Raw genomic sequence first — 16,012 nt, forward strand, 5'->3', positions numbered from 1 at the left:
GCATCGCTGTGATTCCACCGTACGCCGAGCTGCGCTGCGTCAGCAACTTCACCTTCCTGCGCGGTGCGAGCCGCCCCGAGGAACTGGTGGAGCGCGCCAAGGCGCTGGGCTACAGCGCCATCGCCATCGTCGACGAATGCAGCCTGGCCGGGATCGTCCGCGCCCACGTGGCGGCCAAGGAGGCCGGCATCAAGCTGCTGGTCGGCAGCCAGTTCGAGGTGCGCTCGGACACGCCGTTCAGCTTCGTCGTGCTGGCCACCAACCGCAATGGCTACGGCAACCTCTGCGAGTTCATCACCCACCTGCGCCGGCGATCCGAGAAGGGAACCTATCACCTCGACCTGGATGAGATCGACAGCACGACGCTCGCCGACTGCGTCGTCATCGCGGTGCCAGACCGCAGCTGCACCTTGGAGCAAATGCAGACCATCGCCAAGTGGCTGCTGCGGCACTGGACCGGCTGTTGCTGGCTCGGCTGGGAGCAGTTGCGGCGCCTCGACGATGAGATCCAGCTCTACAAGCTGCGCGAGTGCAGCGAGCTGACAGCCGTGCCGGTGGTCGCGGTCGGCGACGTGCACATGCACGTCCGCTCGCGCAAGCCGCTTCAGGACGTGCTGACCGCCACGCGGCTGCGCATGCCCGTCCGTGAGTGCGGCCTGAAGCTGCGCCAGAACGCCGAGCAGCACCTGCGGACCCGCCGACGCATCGCCGAGCGCTGCCCGCCGGAGCTGATGCTGGAGACGCTGCGCGTGGCCGAGCGCTGTGAGTTCAGCCTGGATGAGCTGAAGTACCAGTACCCGGACGAAGTCATCCCCGCCGGCGAGACGCCGCAGAGCTACCTCCGCCGCATCGTCTACGAGGGCGCGGGCCGGCGATGGCCGCATGGCGTGCCGGCGGAGGCTCAGGCTCAGATCGAACATGAGCTCGCCCTCATCGCGGAGATGCAGTACGAGCACTACTTCCTCACCGTCTACGACATCGTCGCCTTCGCCCGCAGCCAAGGCATCCTCTGCCAGGGTCGCGGGTCGGCGGCCAACAGCGTGGTCTGCTACTGCTGCGGCGTGACGGAGGTGGACCCGCTGCGCAGCTCGATGCTGTTCGAGCGCTTCATCAGCAAGGAGCGTGGTGAGCCGCCGGACATCGACGTCGACTTCGAGCACGAGAAGCGTGAACAAGTCATCCAGTACCTCTACCGCAAGTACGGGCGCGATCGCGCCGCGCTCACGGCCATCGTGACGAGCTACCGGCCCAAGAGCGCGCTGCGGGATGTCGGCAAAGCCCTCGGGCTGGACGAGGAAGCGCTGGAGCGCCTCAGCAAGGGCGTCAGCCAGTGGGACACCGCCATCGGCGACGACGTCATCGCTGAGGCCGGCCTCAACAAGGACAGCCTGCTCATCAAGCAGCTGCGCACGCTGGTCGAGCAGCTGCAGGGTTTTCCGCGGCACCTGAGTCAGCACCCGGGGGGCTTCGTGCTGACCAATGGGCCGCTCAGCCGCATCGTGCCCATCGAGAACGCCGCGATGGAAGACCGCACGGTGATCCAGTGGGACAAGGATGATCTCGACCTGATGGGGCTGCTGAAGGTCGACGTGCTGGCCCTGGGGATGCTGACGGCGCTGCACAAGTCGCTGGACCTCATTGGTCTGCGCAAGGGTCACGTCTTTGAGATGCAGGACATCCCGGCGGAGGACCCGGAGACCTACGACATGATCTGCAAGGCGGACACGGTGGGTGTCTTCCAGATCGAGAGCCGGGCGCAGATGTCGATGCTGCCTCGGCACCAGCCGCGGTGCTTTTACGACCTGGTGGTGCAGGTGGCCATCGTGCGGCCCGGGCCGATCCAAGGCGGCTCGGTGCACCCGTACCTGAACCGCCGCAACGGGCAGGAACCGGTGACCTACCCGAGCCCGGAGATCGAGAAGGCGCTGGGGCGCACCCTCGGCGTGCCGCTGTTCCAGGAACAGTGCATGCAGCTGGCCATCCTCTGTGCCGGTTTCTCGCCGGGCGAGGCCGACGGACTCCGGCGCGCCATGGCAGCCTGGCGACGCACCGGCAGCCTCAACAAGTACGAGCCGCGCATCATCGAAGGCATGCTGGCCCGCGGCTACAGCCTTGACTTCGCGAGGAATGTGTTCGAGCAGATGAAGGGCTTCTCCAGCTACGGTTTCCCCGAGAGCCATGCGGCCAGCTTTGCGATCCTGGTTTATGCCTCCTGCTGGGTGAAGAAGCATCACCCGGCGGAGTTCCTGTGCGCGATGCTGAACAGCCAGCCGCTGGGTTTCTACACGCCGAGCCAGCTGGTGCAGGATGCGCGCCGGCATGGCGTCGAAGTCCGGCCAGCCGACGTGCTGCACAGCGACTGGGACTGCACGCTGGAGGACATTGAGCACCAGCCCGCCGTGCGGCTGGGACTGCGGCTGGTGCAGGGGCTGAAGGAGGCATCGGCTCGTCGGATCATGGAAGCGCGCACCCATGCCTACTTCGAGAGCGCAGAGGAGCTTGCGCGCCTGGCGGATCTGGAGCACCAGGATCTGCGGCAGCTCGCGGCGGCCGATGCGTTGATGAGCCTCAGCGGCCACCGGCGCCAGCAGGTGTGGGACGCTGCCGCGCTGCGCAAGCCGCCCGAGCTGCTGCGCCAGGCGCCGGTCGACGAGCCGGTGCTGGAGCTGCAAGCCGCTGCCGAAGGTGAAGAGGTGGTGTGGGACTACCGCACCCTCGGCCTGACGCTGCGCAGCCATCCCTTGCAGCTGTTGAGGCCGAGGCTCAAGCAGCGTCGCTTCGTCACGGCCCAGCAGCTCTCACGGATGCGCGACGGCCGCGAGCTGGACTACTGCGGCATCGTCACGTTGCGCCAGCAACCCGAGACGGCCAAGGGCGTGATGTTCGTCAGTCTGGAAGACGAGACGGGTAATGTGCAGGTCATCGTCTGGCCAAGCGTCAAGGAGGCACAGCGCAAGGAGTTGCTGGGGTCACGGCTACTCGCTGTCCGGGGACGGTGGCAGCGGCAGGGTGACGCCTGCAGCCTGATCGCCCAGAGAGTGGAAGACCTGACAGGATGGTTAGGTGAGTTGGAGACCAGCAGCAGGGACTTCCGATAGGGCCTTCCCATGGTCATGACTTGAACCGGTTGCGACTCCCTCCTACCCTTCGATAAACACACGCTCGCCAAGCGTCAAGGAGAACCCATGGACAACCTGTTCTTTGCAACCGATGGGTCGGCCTGCGCGTTGGCCTCGGTGCAGTTCTACGAGCTGGGGTACCTGGGGGTGGTCCGGTTCGCTGTGGACACCACGAGCGGGACAGCGCTGCGACATGAATGCATCCGGCACCGGGACACACGGGAGCAGGCCTTGCAGGACGCGCGCAACGACGCGAGCACGCTGGTTCGCAGGTGGGTCGAGGAGCGGGTGCAGCTTAGGGATCGATGAAAGGGTGGGGTCAGCCATGGCCCCTACGATCCGCATTGAGCATCCGCTCCCTGCTTTTCCTCCCTGAGCAGGCGCCCGCGATGACGGCGACGGCGTTCAGACCCTCGGCGATGCCGGGGGTTTTCTTTTGTTGGCGGTCGCGATTGATGAGGAGCTTTAGGTGATCAAGAAGTCAAAGCTTTCATTCGGGTTGACGGCGTTCCTCGACATCCTCGGGTTCGGCGCGCAGGTGGCGACTGCCAATACACAGGGTGATCTACAAGCGCTGCTGAAGAGCATCAAGCGGATCCGCAAGGCCTTCGAGCACAAGCCCAGGGACGCCGCCGAACGGGAAATTCATGCGGCCTATGCCAAGACGGTTCTAGCCTTTTCGGACTCCGTCATCGTCAATGTGCCGCTGGCATCAAAGATGACCGAGGTCAGCGGCACGTTTGATGCCTTCATGAGCGAGCTGCACTCCATGGCGTGCGCGCAGGCGTCCTGTATCGAGCACGCGCTGTTTCTGCGGGGTGGCGTTGATCTGGATTGGTGGTACCGCGACGGGTCAACGCTAGTCAGCAAGAGCCTAGCGAATGCCTACGCGCAGGAAGGTACTGCGTGCGTTCCGGTGATCGCGGTCACCGATCGCGTCTATGAATTCTTAGCGAAACATCAAGAGCGGAAGGCCTATTCGACGGACAGTGACCCGTTGCCACGCATGATTCGGGAGTACACCGGTGTGGTTGCCGGAAAATCCATTCACGTTCGCTTTCTCGACTATCTATCCATCTTTGCAAGGGAAATCGACTGGACTCCTACGTCTTCGAATCGGTCGTTTCTGCTCGGCCTACCTGAAGAAGCGCGCGACCAGCAAATGGAGGCCTGGCGACTGGAAAACCTGCGCTACTGGTTCGCCGGTCATGCTCGCACGATTGAGATGGCGCATGGCGGCACGAACGTCCCCTCAGTCCAAGCCAAGTACCAGTGGCTAGCCGAGTATCACAACGCCGTAGCGCTTGTGTTCACGCAAGGCGATCCGTCATGTATCTGCGTGCTCTAGCGGTGCCCTGCACAACCAAACCCCGGTCTAGCGGCCGGGATCTGCCTGGTGCAGGCCATTGGCTCATGGCCGGGAGACGGCTCACGGCGGCCGCCGCACTACGGCTCGTTGTTGTCGTCCTCCATATCGGCCTCCATATATCGGATCTCCGGCTCGACTGCGAAGTAGGTGACGGGGTCCTCGTAGGACGCAGACGTGTAGGTGTCGCCTAAGCCACAAGCGTTGAGCTTCGAGAGGCCGTTGATCTTGAGACCGCAGGCCTTGCACTCAAAATGGATCGGCAGCATCGGCGTGCGGGTGACGATGACGTTGTCTTCCATTTGCACGATCCCGGGGCCCGCCGCCACGCCGACTGTCAGCGAAGCCGACTGGCATGCTGGACAGACCACGCGGTGGCCCACCGAGCGCTCGGCAAGCGTCGCCGCCCGCGTGAAGAGCTTTTGGCGCTCGGTATCTGCCAAAGCGAGCCACGCCTGCTTGTGCTTCGCGATGACGCCTTGCACGGACTTTGCAGTCTCGTCCTGCATTGCCTGGATCAGTGTTTCAGCAACCGCTGCCTCGTGAGCGCCAAAGAGCTCGCCCAAGGATGAGCCAGCAAGGCCCAGCAGCTTGTCACAGCAGACATAGAAGTGCGGAAGCCAGGCGGTGCCTTGCGAGTCGAATGCCAGCTCGCCGGTGTGCAACTCCGCGTTGCGCCACTGGAGATGAATGGTGCAGAAGTTGACGTCGTCACGGCTGAACTCCGCATACAGAGCGCTGATGCGATTCGCGGCGTCAATGACGCCGATAGACTTGGGAGCCTTGGCGCCGGCGGGTCTCAAGCCCAGCGCGTGCGCGATATTGGTCCAATCCTTGGGCTCTGCAAGAAGCACGGGTGACGTGTGCGCAAGCGCCGCGCGGATCAGCATCTCCAAGCACAAGGATGACCAGAAGCCGAACTTCCAGTCCTCCCGTGGCTGGTCGAGCATGAGGTCCGCATACCGTTGCGCCTTGGCCATCAACGCCGGCGCAGACCACTCGTGCGGTGTCTTTGCGTTCATACCCCGCCTCCCTCGAAGTAGACCCGTTCAATGCAGCGCGACATCGCGGTTGCAGGCACGGCATCTCGGCCATGCATGACAGCCCAGTTGTCGATCAGTAGTGTGTGTGCCGTCTCGTCGAGCCCCACCGATGTAGCTGTCGTAGCGGCTAGGGTGGTCAGCACTTCGCGAACCTGATCGGCTTCCGCGTTCTCGGGCTCTAAGAAAAGCTGATCCCACCTGAAGAGTTGGTCGTCCAGGATTCGTACGAAGAACATGCGCCCCGCCAAGCGGCGTCGCGGCCGAAATAGCGCGCGCCGGACGATCGCTGGGTTAACCCCCTGCAGGGCGCGCATGTGATGCAAGAGAGGCGTTCGTACGCAGACGCTCCCGACGACGCAGCGCAGCATGACGTAGCGTGGTGGCCTGTGCCAGTGCGCCAAGTCGGTGTGCAGCGGCAGTGACTGCAGGCCAAAGTTGCCCCCGTAGGTATTCAGCGGACGTTCCTCAGAATGGTGAGGCCGCAGGACGTCTGCCTCAGTGAAGCTGCTGCAGCCTAGCAGCCTGGCGATCTGTTTGGCCGCCTCGGCCGTGGTCAGGCCGGGAAGAAAAACGCCCAGGTCCACGAAGCCGTCTGTTGCCAACCCGTTGAAGGTGCTCATGCGTTGATTTTGCGGCGGCAGGCCTGACCCAGGGCGGCTTTTCACCATGACCATGCACGCTTTCGAGGCTCGAGGGAAACGGCGCCGGCGCGCCATGCGGTCATAAGGCTCGTCGGGACCTTACGGATGCCTCTCAGATCGAAGATCGCTTCAAGGTAAGCGTGGGCTCACGGCCATCTTGCAGCGCAACGTGAAGATGAGCGGACGCCGAAGGCGGTCCGCTCCAAAGGCAGGTTAGTCATCACCGAAACCGACGGCGATTAGGTCGAAGATCATTCACAGCTCCCCAAAGACAGAATCCCCCGATGATTGCCGGCAAGGCCAACAGAAGCCAGAAGAATATTGGCCACTCTATTCTGGAGACTAGTGCAGCGGGAACCGTTCGAGATGGAAAGCCAACTACTCCCGAGCTGTAACCAAGGACTGCTAGCCACAAAAAGTAGACCCCGAATGAGGCGCCAATCAATGGCGAAGCCACTCGGTCGCCTCGCCAAACTGAAACGAGTGCACAAAGAGACAGCACAGCGAGAAGAATGACAGTCGGCGACAGCGCTCCTTCATCGAGGTACAGCCACGCCGAAAGGGCGGCAGCGCCCACGGCACCGATCAGCATGACGGAGACTTCCGCCCCACGGCTGAGTTTGGTGGATGAAGTTCGGTCCACAGTTCGGCGTCCTGGTGATGACTAACGAATGAAAGGGACTTCCCCGTCCCGAACCAGCCGCGTTGCGGCAAACGGCAACCAAGTGCCACGATGGGAAGTGCGATCTCTCATCAACTCATTCGGAAGGGGAAGTCCATGACGATTCTGACCGTGGGTATCGACCTCGCCAAGAACGTTTTCGCGGTTCATGGCGTCAACGAGGTGGGCAAGGCCGAGTTGATCCGCCCGGCGGTGCCACGCGACAAGCTCCACGAGCTCATTGCCAGCCTGCCGCCGTGCGTCATCGGCATGGAGGCCTGCTCCGGCGCCCACCACTGGGCACGGCTGTTCCAGGCCTCGGGCCACACCGTGCGCCTGATCGCCCCGAAGTTCGTCACGCCCTACCGCATGACGGGCAAGCGCGGCAAGAACGACGCGGCCGACGCGGCCGCCATTTGCGAGGCCATCCAGCGCCCGCACATGCGCTTTGTACCGCTCAAGGACGTCGACCAGCAGTCCTGCCTTATGGTGCATCGCGCCCGCCAGGGGTTCGTCGAGCAGCGCACCGCCACGCTCAACCGCATCCGCGGCCTGCTCAGCGAGTTCGGCATCGTGCTGCCGCTCAAGGCCGCCACCGTGCGCTGCCGCGCCTGCGAGTGCCTGGAAGACCTGCCCGGCTACGCCAACACCGTCATCGGCGACCTGCTCAGCGAAGTCACCCGGCTGGACGAGCGCATCGCGCAGTACGACGCCCACATCCAGGCCATGGCCAAGGACGACGAGCGAGCCCAGCGGCTGATGCAGCTCGACGGCGTAGGTCCGACCACGGCCACCTGCCTGCTGGCCATGATCGGCAACGGGCACGACTTCGACTGTGGACGCCAGTTCGCCGCCTGGCTGGGCCTGGCGCCGGGCCAGTACAGCTCGGGTGGCAAGACCCGGCTCGGGCGCATCACCAAGGCCGGCGACGCTTACCTGCGCAACCTGCTGGTACTCGGTGCCAAGGCGCTGCTAGCGGTGGCCAAGAACAAGACCGACCCCATCAGCCGCTGGGCCGTGGCGCTGGCCGAGCGACGAGGCTACTGGAGAGCCGCGGTGGCGATTGCAGCCAAGAACGCGCGCATGGCCTGGGCCGTGTTGAGGCGCGGTGAAGCGTTTGCGCTGCCTGCCTGAACTGGCGTCCACTCGCCACCCATTGAACCCGAAGGAACACAGAACCACCGCCGTGTGACGGCAAACGTTGATGACAACAGGTTTGGACCTGCGCGGGGCGTGACCGATGAGCTCAAGGGCGGCGCAAGACTTGCCGGCTAACGAATGGGTCCCCCGCGTGCGTCCTTCATCAGGGTCCGTGGCATCGAGTGCCACACGAATGACCGTTTGTAGTTTGGCCAGTCCGCACCTTGTTGTCCTTGTCAGCGCCTACCGACGCCACGGCTGCAGGTCTTGAGGGAAATGCAGATGAACAAATGGCCCGCAGAGCGGTCCATCGGATTCGTTTCGTTTGACTACCGGGGAAGCCCTTGTAGTAAAAGCTCAGCGGGCGGCGAAGCCGTCCGCTGGAGCGAAGGGTTGGACAGCTCGAGTACGGGCCATTATCGATTCATGCCAGATAGCTGGCCGAGAACGTAACCGCGACCTTGCTCCCGGCCCTCAGCAAGCGGTTATTGCCAAAGCATTGATCGCCAGAAGAAGCTTCGTCGAACTTTCGTTCATCCCCAAAGTAGATCATCAGGACACCGTGTTTCGAATCTGCTTCTGCGCCCGAGAAGCTCCCCGTCAAGAGGAGTGAGTTCGGATCGTCAACCCACTGCCTGACGCCAAGAACCTGACCTTCTTGGTTTCTGAGCCAGTCGTAGAAGCCCTGCCAATCGCCTGTTCCGGTGTCTGTAAACGCGACGCCACCCAGAAGCAACGTCGTCGCAACTTGATCTTCCTCTGATAGTTCAACGAGCTGAGGTCTCTGGTCCGGCGAAATGACGACGACCACGACAGATCCCGGTGGAACGCTCTTCACGGGCGTGCTGTTCAACGATAAAGCTCAGCGGGCGGCGTAGCCGTCCGCTGCAGCGACGGGTTGAACCACAGCGGGCCTGCAGTAGTGCTCATTGGATGCGGTACTTCTCACCGCAGTGAATGCAGATGAGCCTGCGACGACGGATGACATTGATGACCACGCCACCCCAGCCTGAAAGGCGAGATTGGCCTACTGACTCCGAGTGGGGCGGCGTGAAGCCTTGGATGGTGGGATGCTTCCCACAAGCCGGACACTTGTGGCGGAAGCTCAGGACCAAATGAGCCACGGCCGCAACCGCAAAGAGCGCAAAGTTGATTGGCAGTAGCACTTCGTTGGCGGGACGAAGCCACATGTGGGCAAGCCAGTTGACGCCAAGAAGTAACAAGAAAGCCCACGCGACTACTACTGCCCGTGCGTCGGCGAGCGCAATTGGCGACCTCGGATAAATGGGCGGCATGGCGCGGTCTTCTGTGGTTCAACGTCGAAGTTCAGCGGGCGCCGAAGGCGTCCGCTGGAATGACCGGTTATGCCGAGCCTCGGCACTCGAAGCCACGGCGATGGTGGCAGCGCGATGCCGCCGAAGCTGTAGTCCGCCGAGGGCTGAGGCGAGCAGGCCTGGTGGACTAGCCGGAAGCGCAATGCAGCGCGGAGTCCAGGTCCGGGCGCCGCCTAGGCGGCACAACGCCACGCGCTCACCCGACCGCGCGGAACCCTCGGCCGCCGACGCGACGACGCCGCCGCGGAAGCAAGGCATAACGCCGGTGATGGAGTTCAACCTAGCCTGCTGCATAACGTGTTCTCGGGAGACAGCTAACGCCGCCTAGGCAGACGAGTTGCGCTCTAGATCGGCAACCTGGATCTCCGGCAAGCCGTTGACGTGCCATCAGTTTCTCCCATTTGACTGTACGTTTATACAGCATTAAATTTCCGGCAAAAGCGGCACACCGACAACCACCTCGCCGAGGGGAGATGGCCGCCTGGGGAGCGCCCATGATGCCAGTTGTGCCGCCCGTTGCGGCCCCTCGCAAATACCTGCGCCCGCGGTCCAGTCCGGACCTGCCGCCACTGCGCGCGACCCGGGTGCTGGACCAGTTGCGAGAACGCCTGCGGCTGATGCACTACAGCCCGCGGACCGAGGAGACCTACGTCTACTGGGTGAGGGCCTTCATCCGCTTTCACCGATTACGGCACCCTGGCGAGATGGGTGGGCCGGAGGTTGAAGCGTTCTTGACGCACTTGGCAAACGACCGGTCGGTCGCACCGTCGACGCACAGCCAAGCCCTGTCGGCGCTGCTGTTCTTCTACACCAAGGTGCTGCGCCATGACTTGCCCTGGCTGCAGGAGATCGGCCACCCGCAGCGCCACCGGCGCCTGCCCGTCGTCCTCAGCGTTGATGAGGTGCGCTTCCTGCTCGCCGGGCTTCAAGGCGAGCATCGGCTGCTGGCCCGTTTGCTCTATGGCACAGGCCTTCGAATCAGCGAGGCCCTGCAACTGCGGGTTAAGGACCTGGACTTCGCGCAGCGGGCGCTGATCGTGCGCGAGGGCAAGGGAGCCAAGGATCGCGTCGTGATGCTGCCGCACTCGCTGGTGCCTGAACTGCGGCACCAACTTGGGAGCGCTCGGCTGGTGTGGGCGGCCGATGTCGAGGCCGGCACGGCGGGCGTCGAGATGCCCCACGCATTGGAGCGCAAGTACCCACGCGCCGGCCAGTCTTGGCCATGGTTCTGGGTGTTCCCGCAAGATCACCATTCCACCGATCCGCGAAGCGGTGTCGTCCGCCGTCACCATCTTTACGACCAGACCTTCCAACGCGCCTTCAAGCGTGCGGTGCACGCTGCCGGCATCGCCAAGCCCGCGACTCCGCACACGCTGCGTCACTGCTTTGCAACTCATCTGCTGCAGTCGGGCAGCGACATCCGGACTGTGCAGGAGCTTCTCGGGCATGCGGATGTGGCTACGACCATGATCTACACGCACGTTCTCAAGCTCGGCGGTGGCGCCGTACGGAGCCCGCTGGATTCGCTTGCGGAGGGCTGATCCGACCCAAAGCAGGTACTGCCAATCACCCTGACACGTTGCCGACGGGGCTCACAGTGGCCCCGTCAGGCCGCGTGCCGTAGCGCCTTCAGCGCGGCGATCGACCACGGCAGCAGCTCGTCGATGCGGTTCACCGGATGGTCGGCGATGCATTGCAGCACCTCGCGCAAGTAGGCCTCGGGGTCGAGCCCGTTGAGCTTGGCGGTCTCGATCAAGCTGTACATCGACGCTGCCCGTTCCCCGCCGGCGTTCGAGCCCATGAAGAGGTAGTTGCTACGCCCGAGCGCGACCCCACGCAGTGCCCGCTCGGCCGCCGAGTTGTCGATCTCGATGCGACCATCATCCACGTAGCGGGTCAATGCGTTCCAGCGCGCCAGGCTATACCGGGCCGCCTTGGCCAGCTCCGACTTCGTCGATACCTGGGTGAGCACCCCCTGCAACCAGCGATGAAAGGCCTCGAGCAGGGGCCCCGCCCGCGCCTGTCGCTGCTGGCGTCGCACGTCGGGTGGGCTGCCGCGGATCTCCGCTTCAATCGCATACACCCCTTGGATGTGGCGCAGTGCCTGTGCCGCCAGGCCGGTGTCGTCACGGTGCTGCTCGTACAGATCCCACCACGGTCTTCGTGCGTGCGCCCAACAGGCCGCTTCGACCACGTGGCCTGTGTCGTACAGCGCGTTCCAGCCGCCGTAGGCATCGGCTTGCAGGATGCCGCGGAAGTCGCGCAGGTGGCGCTGCGGGTGCTCGCCCTTGCGGTCGGCCGAGTAACGGAACCAGACGGCGGGCGGGGCGCTGTCACCTGCGGGCCGGTCGTCGCGCACATAGACCCACAGCCGCCCGGTGCGCGTCTTGCCTTCGCCTGGCGCGAGCACCTTGACTGGCGTGTCGTCGGCGTGCACCTTGGCGCCATGCAGCACGTGCCGGCCCAGCGCGGCGACGAGAGGGTCGAACAGGCTGTGAGCCTGCTCGATCCAGCCGGCCATCGTGCTGGGGTCGATCTCGACGCCTTCTCTGGCGTAGACCCGGCTCTGGCGGTGCAGAGGGGCGTGGTCGCAATACTTCGATACCGTCACGTGGGCCAGCAGTGCTGGACCCGCAAGACCTCGTGCGATCGGCCGGCTCGGGGCGCTGGCTTGGAAGATGGCCTCGCACTTCGTGCATGCCAGCTTGGGTCTCACGGTGCGGATGACCTTAAAGCGCGCCGGCACGTACTCCAGGTGCTCCGAGACGTCGGCGCCGATGCTGCGCAGCCGGCCGCCGCAAGCGGTACAGCCGCAGGATTGCCCCGCGGCGTCGTGGTGCGCTGCAGTGGTGGCGGGGCGAATCTCCTGCTGTTCGCGAGGCAGATGAGCAGGCAGGCTGCGGTCGACGCTGCCGTCATTGGCCGCCGGTGTTGCCGGCTTGCGTACGGGCAATTCCTCCAACACCACCGGCTCGATGAGACTGGCCTGCAGATCGAATCGCTCACTGGAGACACCGAACTGCGCGCGCACGCGGCGAGCCAACTGCAGCTTAAGCTTGTCGACCAACAGCTTGAGCCGCTGCACTTCGCTGGCGCTGGCGCGAAGTTGCTGCTTCAGCAACTGCGCGTCGTCGGGCAGTTGGCTGATCGGGTCGATGTCCTGCGGCACGAAGCTCAGTGTGCGACGAGGGCAGCGAGCCTGCATCGGGATCACTCCCGAGATGCTCACCTATGCGGCCAACTGAGGGGATTGCGTCCGAGTTGGCATGCGCCAGTCGATGCCTTCGAGCAGCATCGAGAGTTGGGCTGCAGACAGGGTGATACGGCCGTCGGCGGCCTGTGGCCAGACGAAGCGGCCCCGCTCCAGGCGCTTGGCCAGCAGCATCAATCCCTGGCCGTCGAACCACAGCACTTTGATGATGTCGCCGCGCCGACCGCGGAAGACGAACACGTGGCCATCGAACGGGTTCTCGGCCAGGGCCGTCTGCACCACAGCGGCCAAGCCATCGAAGCCCTTCCTCATGTCGGTGTGGCCAGCGACAAGCCACACGCGAGTACCCGACGGCAGGCCAATCATGCAACGCAGCGCAGTGCAGCAAGCACCGCGACAAGGCTCTCTTGGTCGACCGTGCCACGCAGTCGAAGCCGCGCACCGGCGAAGTCCAGTTCGATGCTGCCTGCGTTGGCGCGGGCTGCGCACGACGACGGCACGGAATGTGAGGCCTGCGTCATGCCGTCCGATGTGGCCGGCGCGAGTGTGATCGGCAGGAGTGCTGGCGCTGACGCTGGTGCGGGTTCAAGGCTGGCGGCCACGGCAGCGCGATGTTCGCGGCGCCATTTGAACACCAGGTTGGCGTTGATCCCGTGGGCCATCGCGATGCTGGACACTGACGCGCCGGGCAGCAGACATTGCCGGACCAGCTCGCGCTTGAGTTCGGGGCTGTGGTCGCGCCTGCGGCGGCTGGAGGGTAGGCGTCCGGCAAAGTCATCTTGAACCGGCTGTCGCTTGCGACAAGGATGCTGTCCACGTAACTTAGGTGGACGCATGACAAGCGACAAGAAGACACGGCGGCGATACAGCGAGACAAAGAAGGCGCAGGTGCTGGCCGAATGCAGCGAGCCCGGCGCGTCAGTGGCCAAGGTAGCGATGGCCCATGGCATCAATGCCAACGTCGTTCACCGCTGGAGGCAGCTGTCTCAGGGCCAGGCTCCTGCCGAACTCGCTAAGGCAAGGGAGTTCATCGCGCTCCCGCTTCCCGCGCCGGCAGAGTCCGCTGCGGTGGTGCCTGATGTCCGAGTCGAACTCAGGCGCGGGCCGGTCTCGATCATGGTCACCTGGCCGGTCAGCGCAGCGGCAGAGCTTGCCGCGTGGACTCGCGAGCTGCTGCGGTGATCCGCGTTGACGCCGTGTGGCTGGCGGTCGAGCCGCTGGACATGCGAGCCGGCACCGAGGCCGCGCTGGCTCGCGTGGTCAACGTGTTCGGCGCCGCCAGGCCCCACCATGCCTACCTCTTTGCCAACCGTCGCGCCAACCGCATGAAGGTTCTCGTGCATGACGGCATCGGCGTGTGGCTCGCTGCTCGCCGGCTCAACAGCGGCCGGTTCTCCTGGCCCAGGGATGTCGGCGGCACCCTGACGCTGACGACGGAGCAACTCAACGCACTCGTCCTCGGTCTGCCGTGGCAGCGTCTGGGTGACGCCGGCGTCATCACCCTGCTGTAGCCAGCAATTGCGACATCCACCGATGGCGCGTGAGCGCTGTCATTGGCACGATTAATCCCCGTGATCGCTGACCACGCCATCGACAGTCTTGACGCCAACCAGCTGCGGGAAGTCGTGGGCGCACTGCGCGCCGAGTTGGTGCGCAAGGACAAGGCGCTGCTGTTCAAGCAGACCCTCGTCGACAAGCTCACGCACGAGAACGCGGTCCTCAAGCGACTGAAGTTCGCCGCGCAGAGCGAGGCCTACACATCCGAGCAGAAGAGCCTGCTCGACGAGACGTTCGACATGGACCTGGCGGCGGTGGCGCGCGAGATCGAGAACGCCCAGCCCAAGAAGCCCGACGGCGAGAAGCGCCAGCCCAAGCGGGCTCCGCTGCCAGCCCACCTGCCGCGCCACGACGTGCATCACGAGCCGGCCAGCACGACGTGCAAGTGCGGCTGCACGATGAAGCGCATCGGCGAGGACGTCAGCGAGAAGCTGGACTACACCCCCGGTATCTTCACGGTCGAGCGCCACGTCCGGGGCAAATGGGTCTGTGCCGAGTGCGAGACGCTGGTGCAGGCGCCGATGGACCCGCACATCATCGACAAGGGCATCCCGACGACACGGCTGCTCGCGCAGGTGCTGGTGGCCAAGTACCTCGACCACCTCCCGCTGTACCGGCAGGAAGCCATCTTCGAGCGCGCTGGCATGGCCATCGCGCGCTCAACCCTCGCGCAGTGGGTCGGCGAGTGCGGGGTGCAGCTGCAGCCGCTCGTGGACGCGCTGACGGCAGAGCTGTTGAAGGCCCCGGTGCTGCACGCCGACGAGACACCCGTCCCGATGCTCAAGCCTGGCAAAGGCAAGACGCACCGGGCCTACATGTGGAGCTGGTGCACGACACAGTTCCATGACATCAGAGCGGTGGTCTTCAACTTCGCGGAGACCCGTGGTGGCCAGAACGCAAGGGACTTCCTGCAGCTCGGCACCAGCGCCAGCTGGAAGGGCAGCCTGGTCGTCGACGACTTCAGTGGCTACAAGCAGTGCTTCGACATGGGCGTGACCGAGGCGGGTTGCATGGCGCACGCACGACGCAAGTTCCACGAGCTCTGGGTCAACCACCAGAGCAAGGTCGGCGAGCAGGCGCTGAAGTTCTTCCAGGCGCTGTACGACGTCGAGCGCGACGCAGCCGGGCTGGGCATCGAGGACCGACGGGCCCTTCGACTCGAGAGAGCCAAGCCCGTAGCCGACGCGCTCAAGCAGTGGCTCGACGAGCACCGCCAGAAAGTGCCAGGCGGCTCAGCGACCGCCAAGGCTCTCGACTACAGCCGACGACGCTGGGAAGCGCTAACGCGTTACCTGGGCGACGGACGCCTGCCAATTGATAACAACTGGGTAGAAAACCAAATCCGCCCAATTGCTCTCGGAAGAGCGAACTGGCTCTTCGCCGGCAGCCTGCGCGCCGGCAAGCGGGCCGCGGCCATCATGAGCCTGCTGCACTCCGCGCGCATCAACGGGCACGACCCATATGCGTATCTGCGCGACGTCCTGGAGCGTCTGCCGCTGCAGCCAGCCAGCCGGATCGACGAGCTCCTGCCGCACCGCTGGCATGCTCCCCATCAAGACTAGAAATCGCCGAGTACCGGCTTCATGCAATGCGAGAGCAATCCGTTGAAATCTACTCAGACACCACGAATGCCGCAGTCGTGCGGCATCCCGGGCGTCAATTCCCAGGCGTATTGATCCAGGGAGACACCTTGAATGGGCTGGTCCGCGAACTCAATCGAGTACACACCGACGTTCTATCGCTGAACACCGAAGTTGCCGATGAGCTTGCGTACATCCGCGACCAGCTGCAATCGCTGCTCGATCACTATGAGGCGACGCTCTCAGCACACAACATCGAGCCCCCGTACAGCAAGAGCTGAGACGACCTCTAGGCTGGACGTCAAGGTGACTTGGCCGTCCGCCTACGCTGGAGGGCGTGTGTTGATCGGCCATGGTGTG

Annotated in this window: 15 protein-coding genes; 9 read left to right on the forward strand and 6 right to left on the reverse strand. The window is 64.3% G+C overall.

The window, feature by feature from the left end:
- Positions 1–2 precede the first annotated feature (2 nt).
- The 3 genes from LXT13_RS17870 to LXT13_RS17880 all read left to right on the forward strand — a co-directional run bounded on the left by LXT13_RS17870 (position 3) and on the right by LXT13_RS17880 (position 4,467).
- Entirely contained in the window at positions 3–3,098 is a 3,096-nt protein-coding gene (locus LXT13_RS17870) for an error-prone DNA polymerase (RefSeq protein WP_233373576.1), read from the forward strand.
- Between the two features lie 87 nt (positions 3,099–3,185).
- Complete coding sequence (locus LXT13_RS17875; protein ID WP_233373311.1) at positions 3,186–3,428, forward strand: hypothetical protein; 243 nt, start codon at positions 3,186–3,188, stop codon at positions 3,426–3,428.
- Positions 3,429–3,588: 160 nt separating this feature from the next.
- Positions 3,589–4,467, forward strand: coding sequence for a hypothetical protein (locus LXT13_RS17880; protein ID WP_233373312.1), 879 nt, complete (start codon positions 3,589–3,591; stop codon positions 4,465–4,467).
- Between the two features lie 98 nt (positions 4,468–4,565).
- Here the strand turns inward: LXT13_RS17880 and LXT13_RS17885 are convergent, their stop codons facing one another.
- Complete coding sequence (locus tag LXT13_RS17885; protein WP_233373313.1) at positions 4,566–5,507, reverse strand: hypothetical protein; 942 nt, start codon at positions 5,505–5,507, stop codon at positions 4,566–4,568.
- Positions 5,504–6,148 carry a Fe(II)-2OG oxygenase family protein gene (locus tag LXT13_RS17890; protein ID WP_233373314.1) on the reverse strand — a complete coding sequence of 215 codons (645 nt, stop codon included), beginning with the start codon at positions 6,146–6,148 and terminating at the stop codon, positions 5,504–5,506. Before LXT13_RS17890 ends, LXT13_RS17885 begins: the two co-directional genes overlap by 4 nt.
- A gap of 799 nt (positions 6,149–6,947) precedes the next feature.
- Between LXT13_RS17890 and LXT13_RS17895 the strand changes: the two genes are divergently transcribed.
- Complete coding sequence (locus LXT13_RS17895) at positions 6,948–7,964, forward strand: IS110 family RNA-guided transposase (protein ID WP_233373315.1); 1,017 nt, start codon at positions 6,948–6,950, stop codon at positions 7,962–7,964.
- A gap of 430 nt (positions 7,965–8,394) precedes the next feature.
- Here the strand turns inward: LXT13_RS17895 and LXT13_RS17900 are convergent, their stop codons facing one another.
- Positions 8,395–8,823: a hypothetical protein gene (locus LXT13_RS17900; protein WP_233373316.1), complete on the reverse strand. Its 429-nt coding sequence runs from the start codon at positions 8,821–8,823 to the stop codon at positions 8,395–8,397.
- A gap of 978 nt (positions 8,824–9,801) precedes the next feature.
- On the opposite strand from LXT13_RS17900, the gene LXT13_RS17905 reads away from it, so the two are divergent.
- Positions 9,802–10,845 carry an integron integrase gene (locus LXT13_RS17905; protein ID WP_233373317.1) on the forward strand — a complete coding sequence of 348 codons (1,044 nt, stop codon included), beginning with the start codon at positions 9,802–9,804 and terminating at the stop codon, positions 10,843–10,845.
- A gap of 65 nt (positions 10,846–10,910) precedes the next feature.
- Here the strand turns inward: LXT13_RS17905 and tnpC (LXT13_RS17910) are convergent, their stop codons facing one another.
- From tnpC (LXT13_RS17910) to tnpA (LXT13_RS17920), 3 genes are read right to left on the reverse strand one after another with little or no spacing between them, the layout of a single operon-like run.
- Complete coding sequence (gene tnpC, locus LXT13_RS17910; protein ID WP_233373318.1) at positions 10,911–12,509, reverse strand: IS66 family transposase; 1,599 nt, start codon at positions 12,507–12,509, stop codon at positions 10,911–10,913.
- Positions 12,510–12,533: 24 nt separating this feature from the next.
- Positions 12,534–12,881, reverse strand: a complete 348-nt coding sequence (gene tnpB / locus LXT13_RS17915) for an IS66 family insertion sequence element accessory protein TnpB (RefSeq protein ID WP_233373319.1) — start codon at positions 12,879–12,881, stop codon at positions 12,534–12,536.
- Entirely contained in the window at positions 12,878–13,465 is a 588-nt protein-coding gene (gene tnpA, locus LXT13_RS17920; protein ID WP_233373320.1) for an IS66-like element accessory protein TnpA, read from the reverse strand. The genes tnpB (LXT13_RS17915) and tnpA (LXT13_RS17920) overlap by 4 nt, the downstream gene beginning before the upstream one ends.
- Between tnpA (LXT13_RS17920) and tnpA (LXT13_RS17925) the strand changes: the two genes are divergently transcribed.
- The 4 genes from tnpA (LXT13_RS17925) (at position 13,350) to LXT13_RS28985 (ending at position 15,933) form a co-directional block, all read left to right on the forward strand.
- Positions 13,350–13,697, forward strand: a complete 348-nt coding sequence (gene tnpA / locus LXT13_RS17925; protein WP_233373321.1) for an IS66-like element accessory protein TnpA — start codon at positions 13,350–13,352, stop codon at positions 13,695–13,697. The two genes, tnpA (LXT13_RS17920) and tnpA (LXT13_RS17925), sit on opposite strands and share 116 nt — an antisense overlap.
- Entirely contained in the window at positions 13,694–14,026 is a 333-nt protein-coding gene (gene tnpB, locus LXT13_RS17930; RefSeq protein ID WP_233373322.1) for an IS66 family insertion sequence element accessory protein TnpB, read from the forward strand. The genes tnpA (LXT13_RS17925) and tnpB (LXT13_RS17930) overlap by 4 nt, the downstream gene beginning before the upstream one ends.
- 63 nt (positions 14,027–14,089) lie before the next feature.
- Positions 14,090–15,634, forward strand: a complete 1,545-nt coding sequence (tnpC, locus tag LXT13_RS17935; protein ID WP_419964689.1) for an IS66 family transposase — start codon at positions 14,090–14,092, stop codon at positions 15,632–15,634.
- A gap of 26 nt (positions 15,635–15,660) precedes the next feature.
- Positions 15,661–15,933: a DUF6959 family protein gene (locus LXT13_RS28985; protein WP_419964684.1), complete on the forward strand. Its 273-nt coding sequence runs from the start codon at positions 15,661–15,663 to the stop codon at positions 15,931–15,933.
- Positions 15,934–16,012: the final 79 nt, after the last annotated feature.

The sequence above is a fragment of the Pelomonas cellulosilytica genome (genome assembly GCF_021353265.1).
GTDB lineage: Bacteria > Pseudomonadota > Gammaproteobacteria > Burkholderiales > Burkholderiaceae_C > Pelomonas > Pelomonas cellulosilytica.

Bases quoted from the DNA above. Each gene is read 5' to 3' on its own strand.
- LXT13_RS17875 (WP_233373311.1), top strand. From the start codon at position 3,186: ATGGACAACCTGTTCTTTGCAACCGATGGGTCGGCCTGCGCGTTGGCC.
- LXT13_RS17885 (WP_233373313.1), bottom strand. From the start codon at position 5,507: ATGAACGCAAAGACACCGCACGAGTGGTCTGCGCCGGCGTTGATGGCC.
- LXT13_RS17890 (WP_233373314.1), bottom strand. From the start codon at position 6,148: ATGAGCACCTTCAACGGGTTGGCAACAGACGGCTTCGTGGACCTGGGC.
- LXT13_RS17895 (WP_233373315.1), top strand. From the start codon at position 6,948: ATGACGATTCTGACCGTGGGTATCGACCTCGCCAAGAACGTTTTCGCG.
- LXT13_RS17905 (WP_233373317.1), top strand. From the start codon at position 9,802: ATGCCAGTTGTGCCGCCCGTTGCGGCCCCTCGCAAATACCTGCGCCCG.
- tnpC (WP_233373318.1), bottom strand. From the start codon at position 12,509: ATGCAGGCTCGCTGCCCTCGTCGCACACTGAGCTTCGTGCCGCAGGAC.
- tnpB (WP_233373319.1), bottom strand. From the start codon at position 12,881: ATGATTGGCCTGCCGTCGGGTACTCGCGTGTGGCTTGTCGCTGGCCAC.
- tnpA (WP_233373321.1), top strand. From the start codon at position 13,350: ATGACAAGCGACAAGAAGACACGGCGGCGATACAGCGAGACAAAGAAG.
- tnpA (WP_233373320.1), bottom strand. From the start codon at position 13,465: ATGCCATGGGCCATCGCTACCTTGGCCACTGACGCGCCGGGCTCGCTG.
- LXT13_RS28985 (WP_419964684.1), top strand. From the start codon at position 15,661: ATGCGAGAGCAATCCGTTGAAATCTACTCAGACACCACGAATGCCGCA.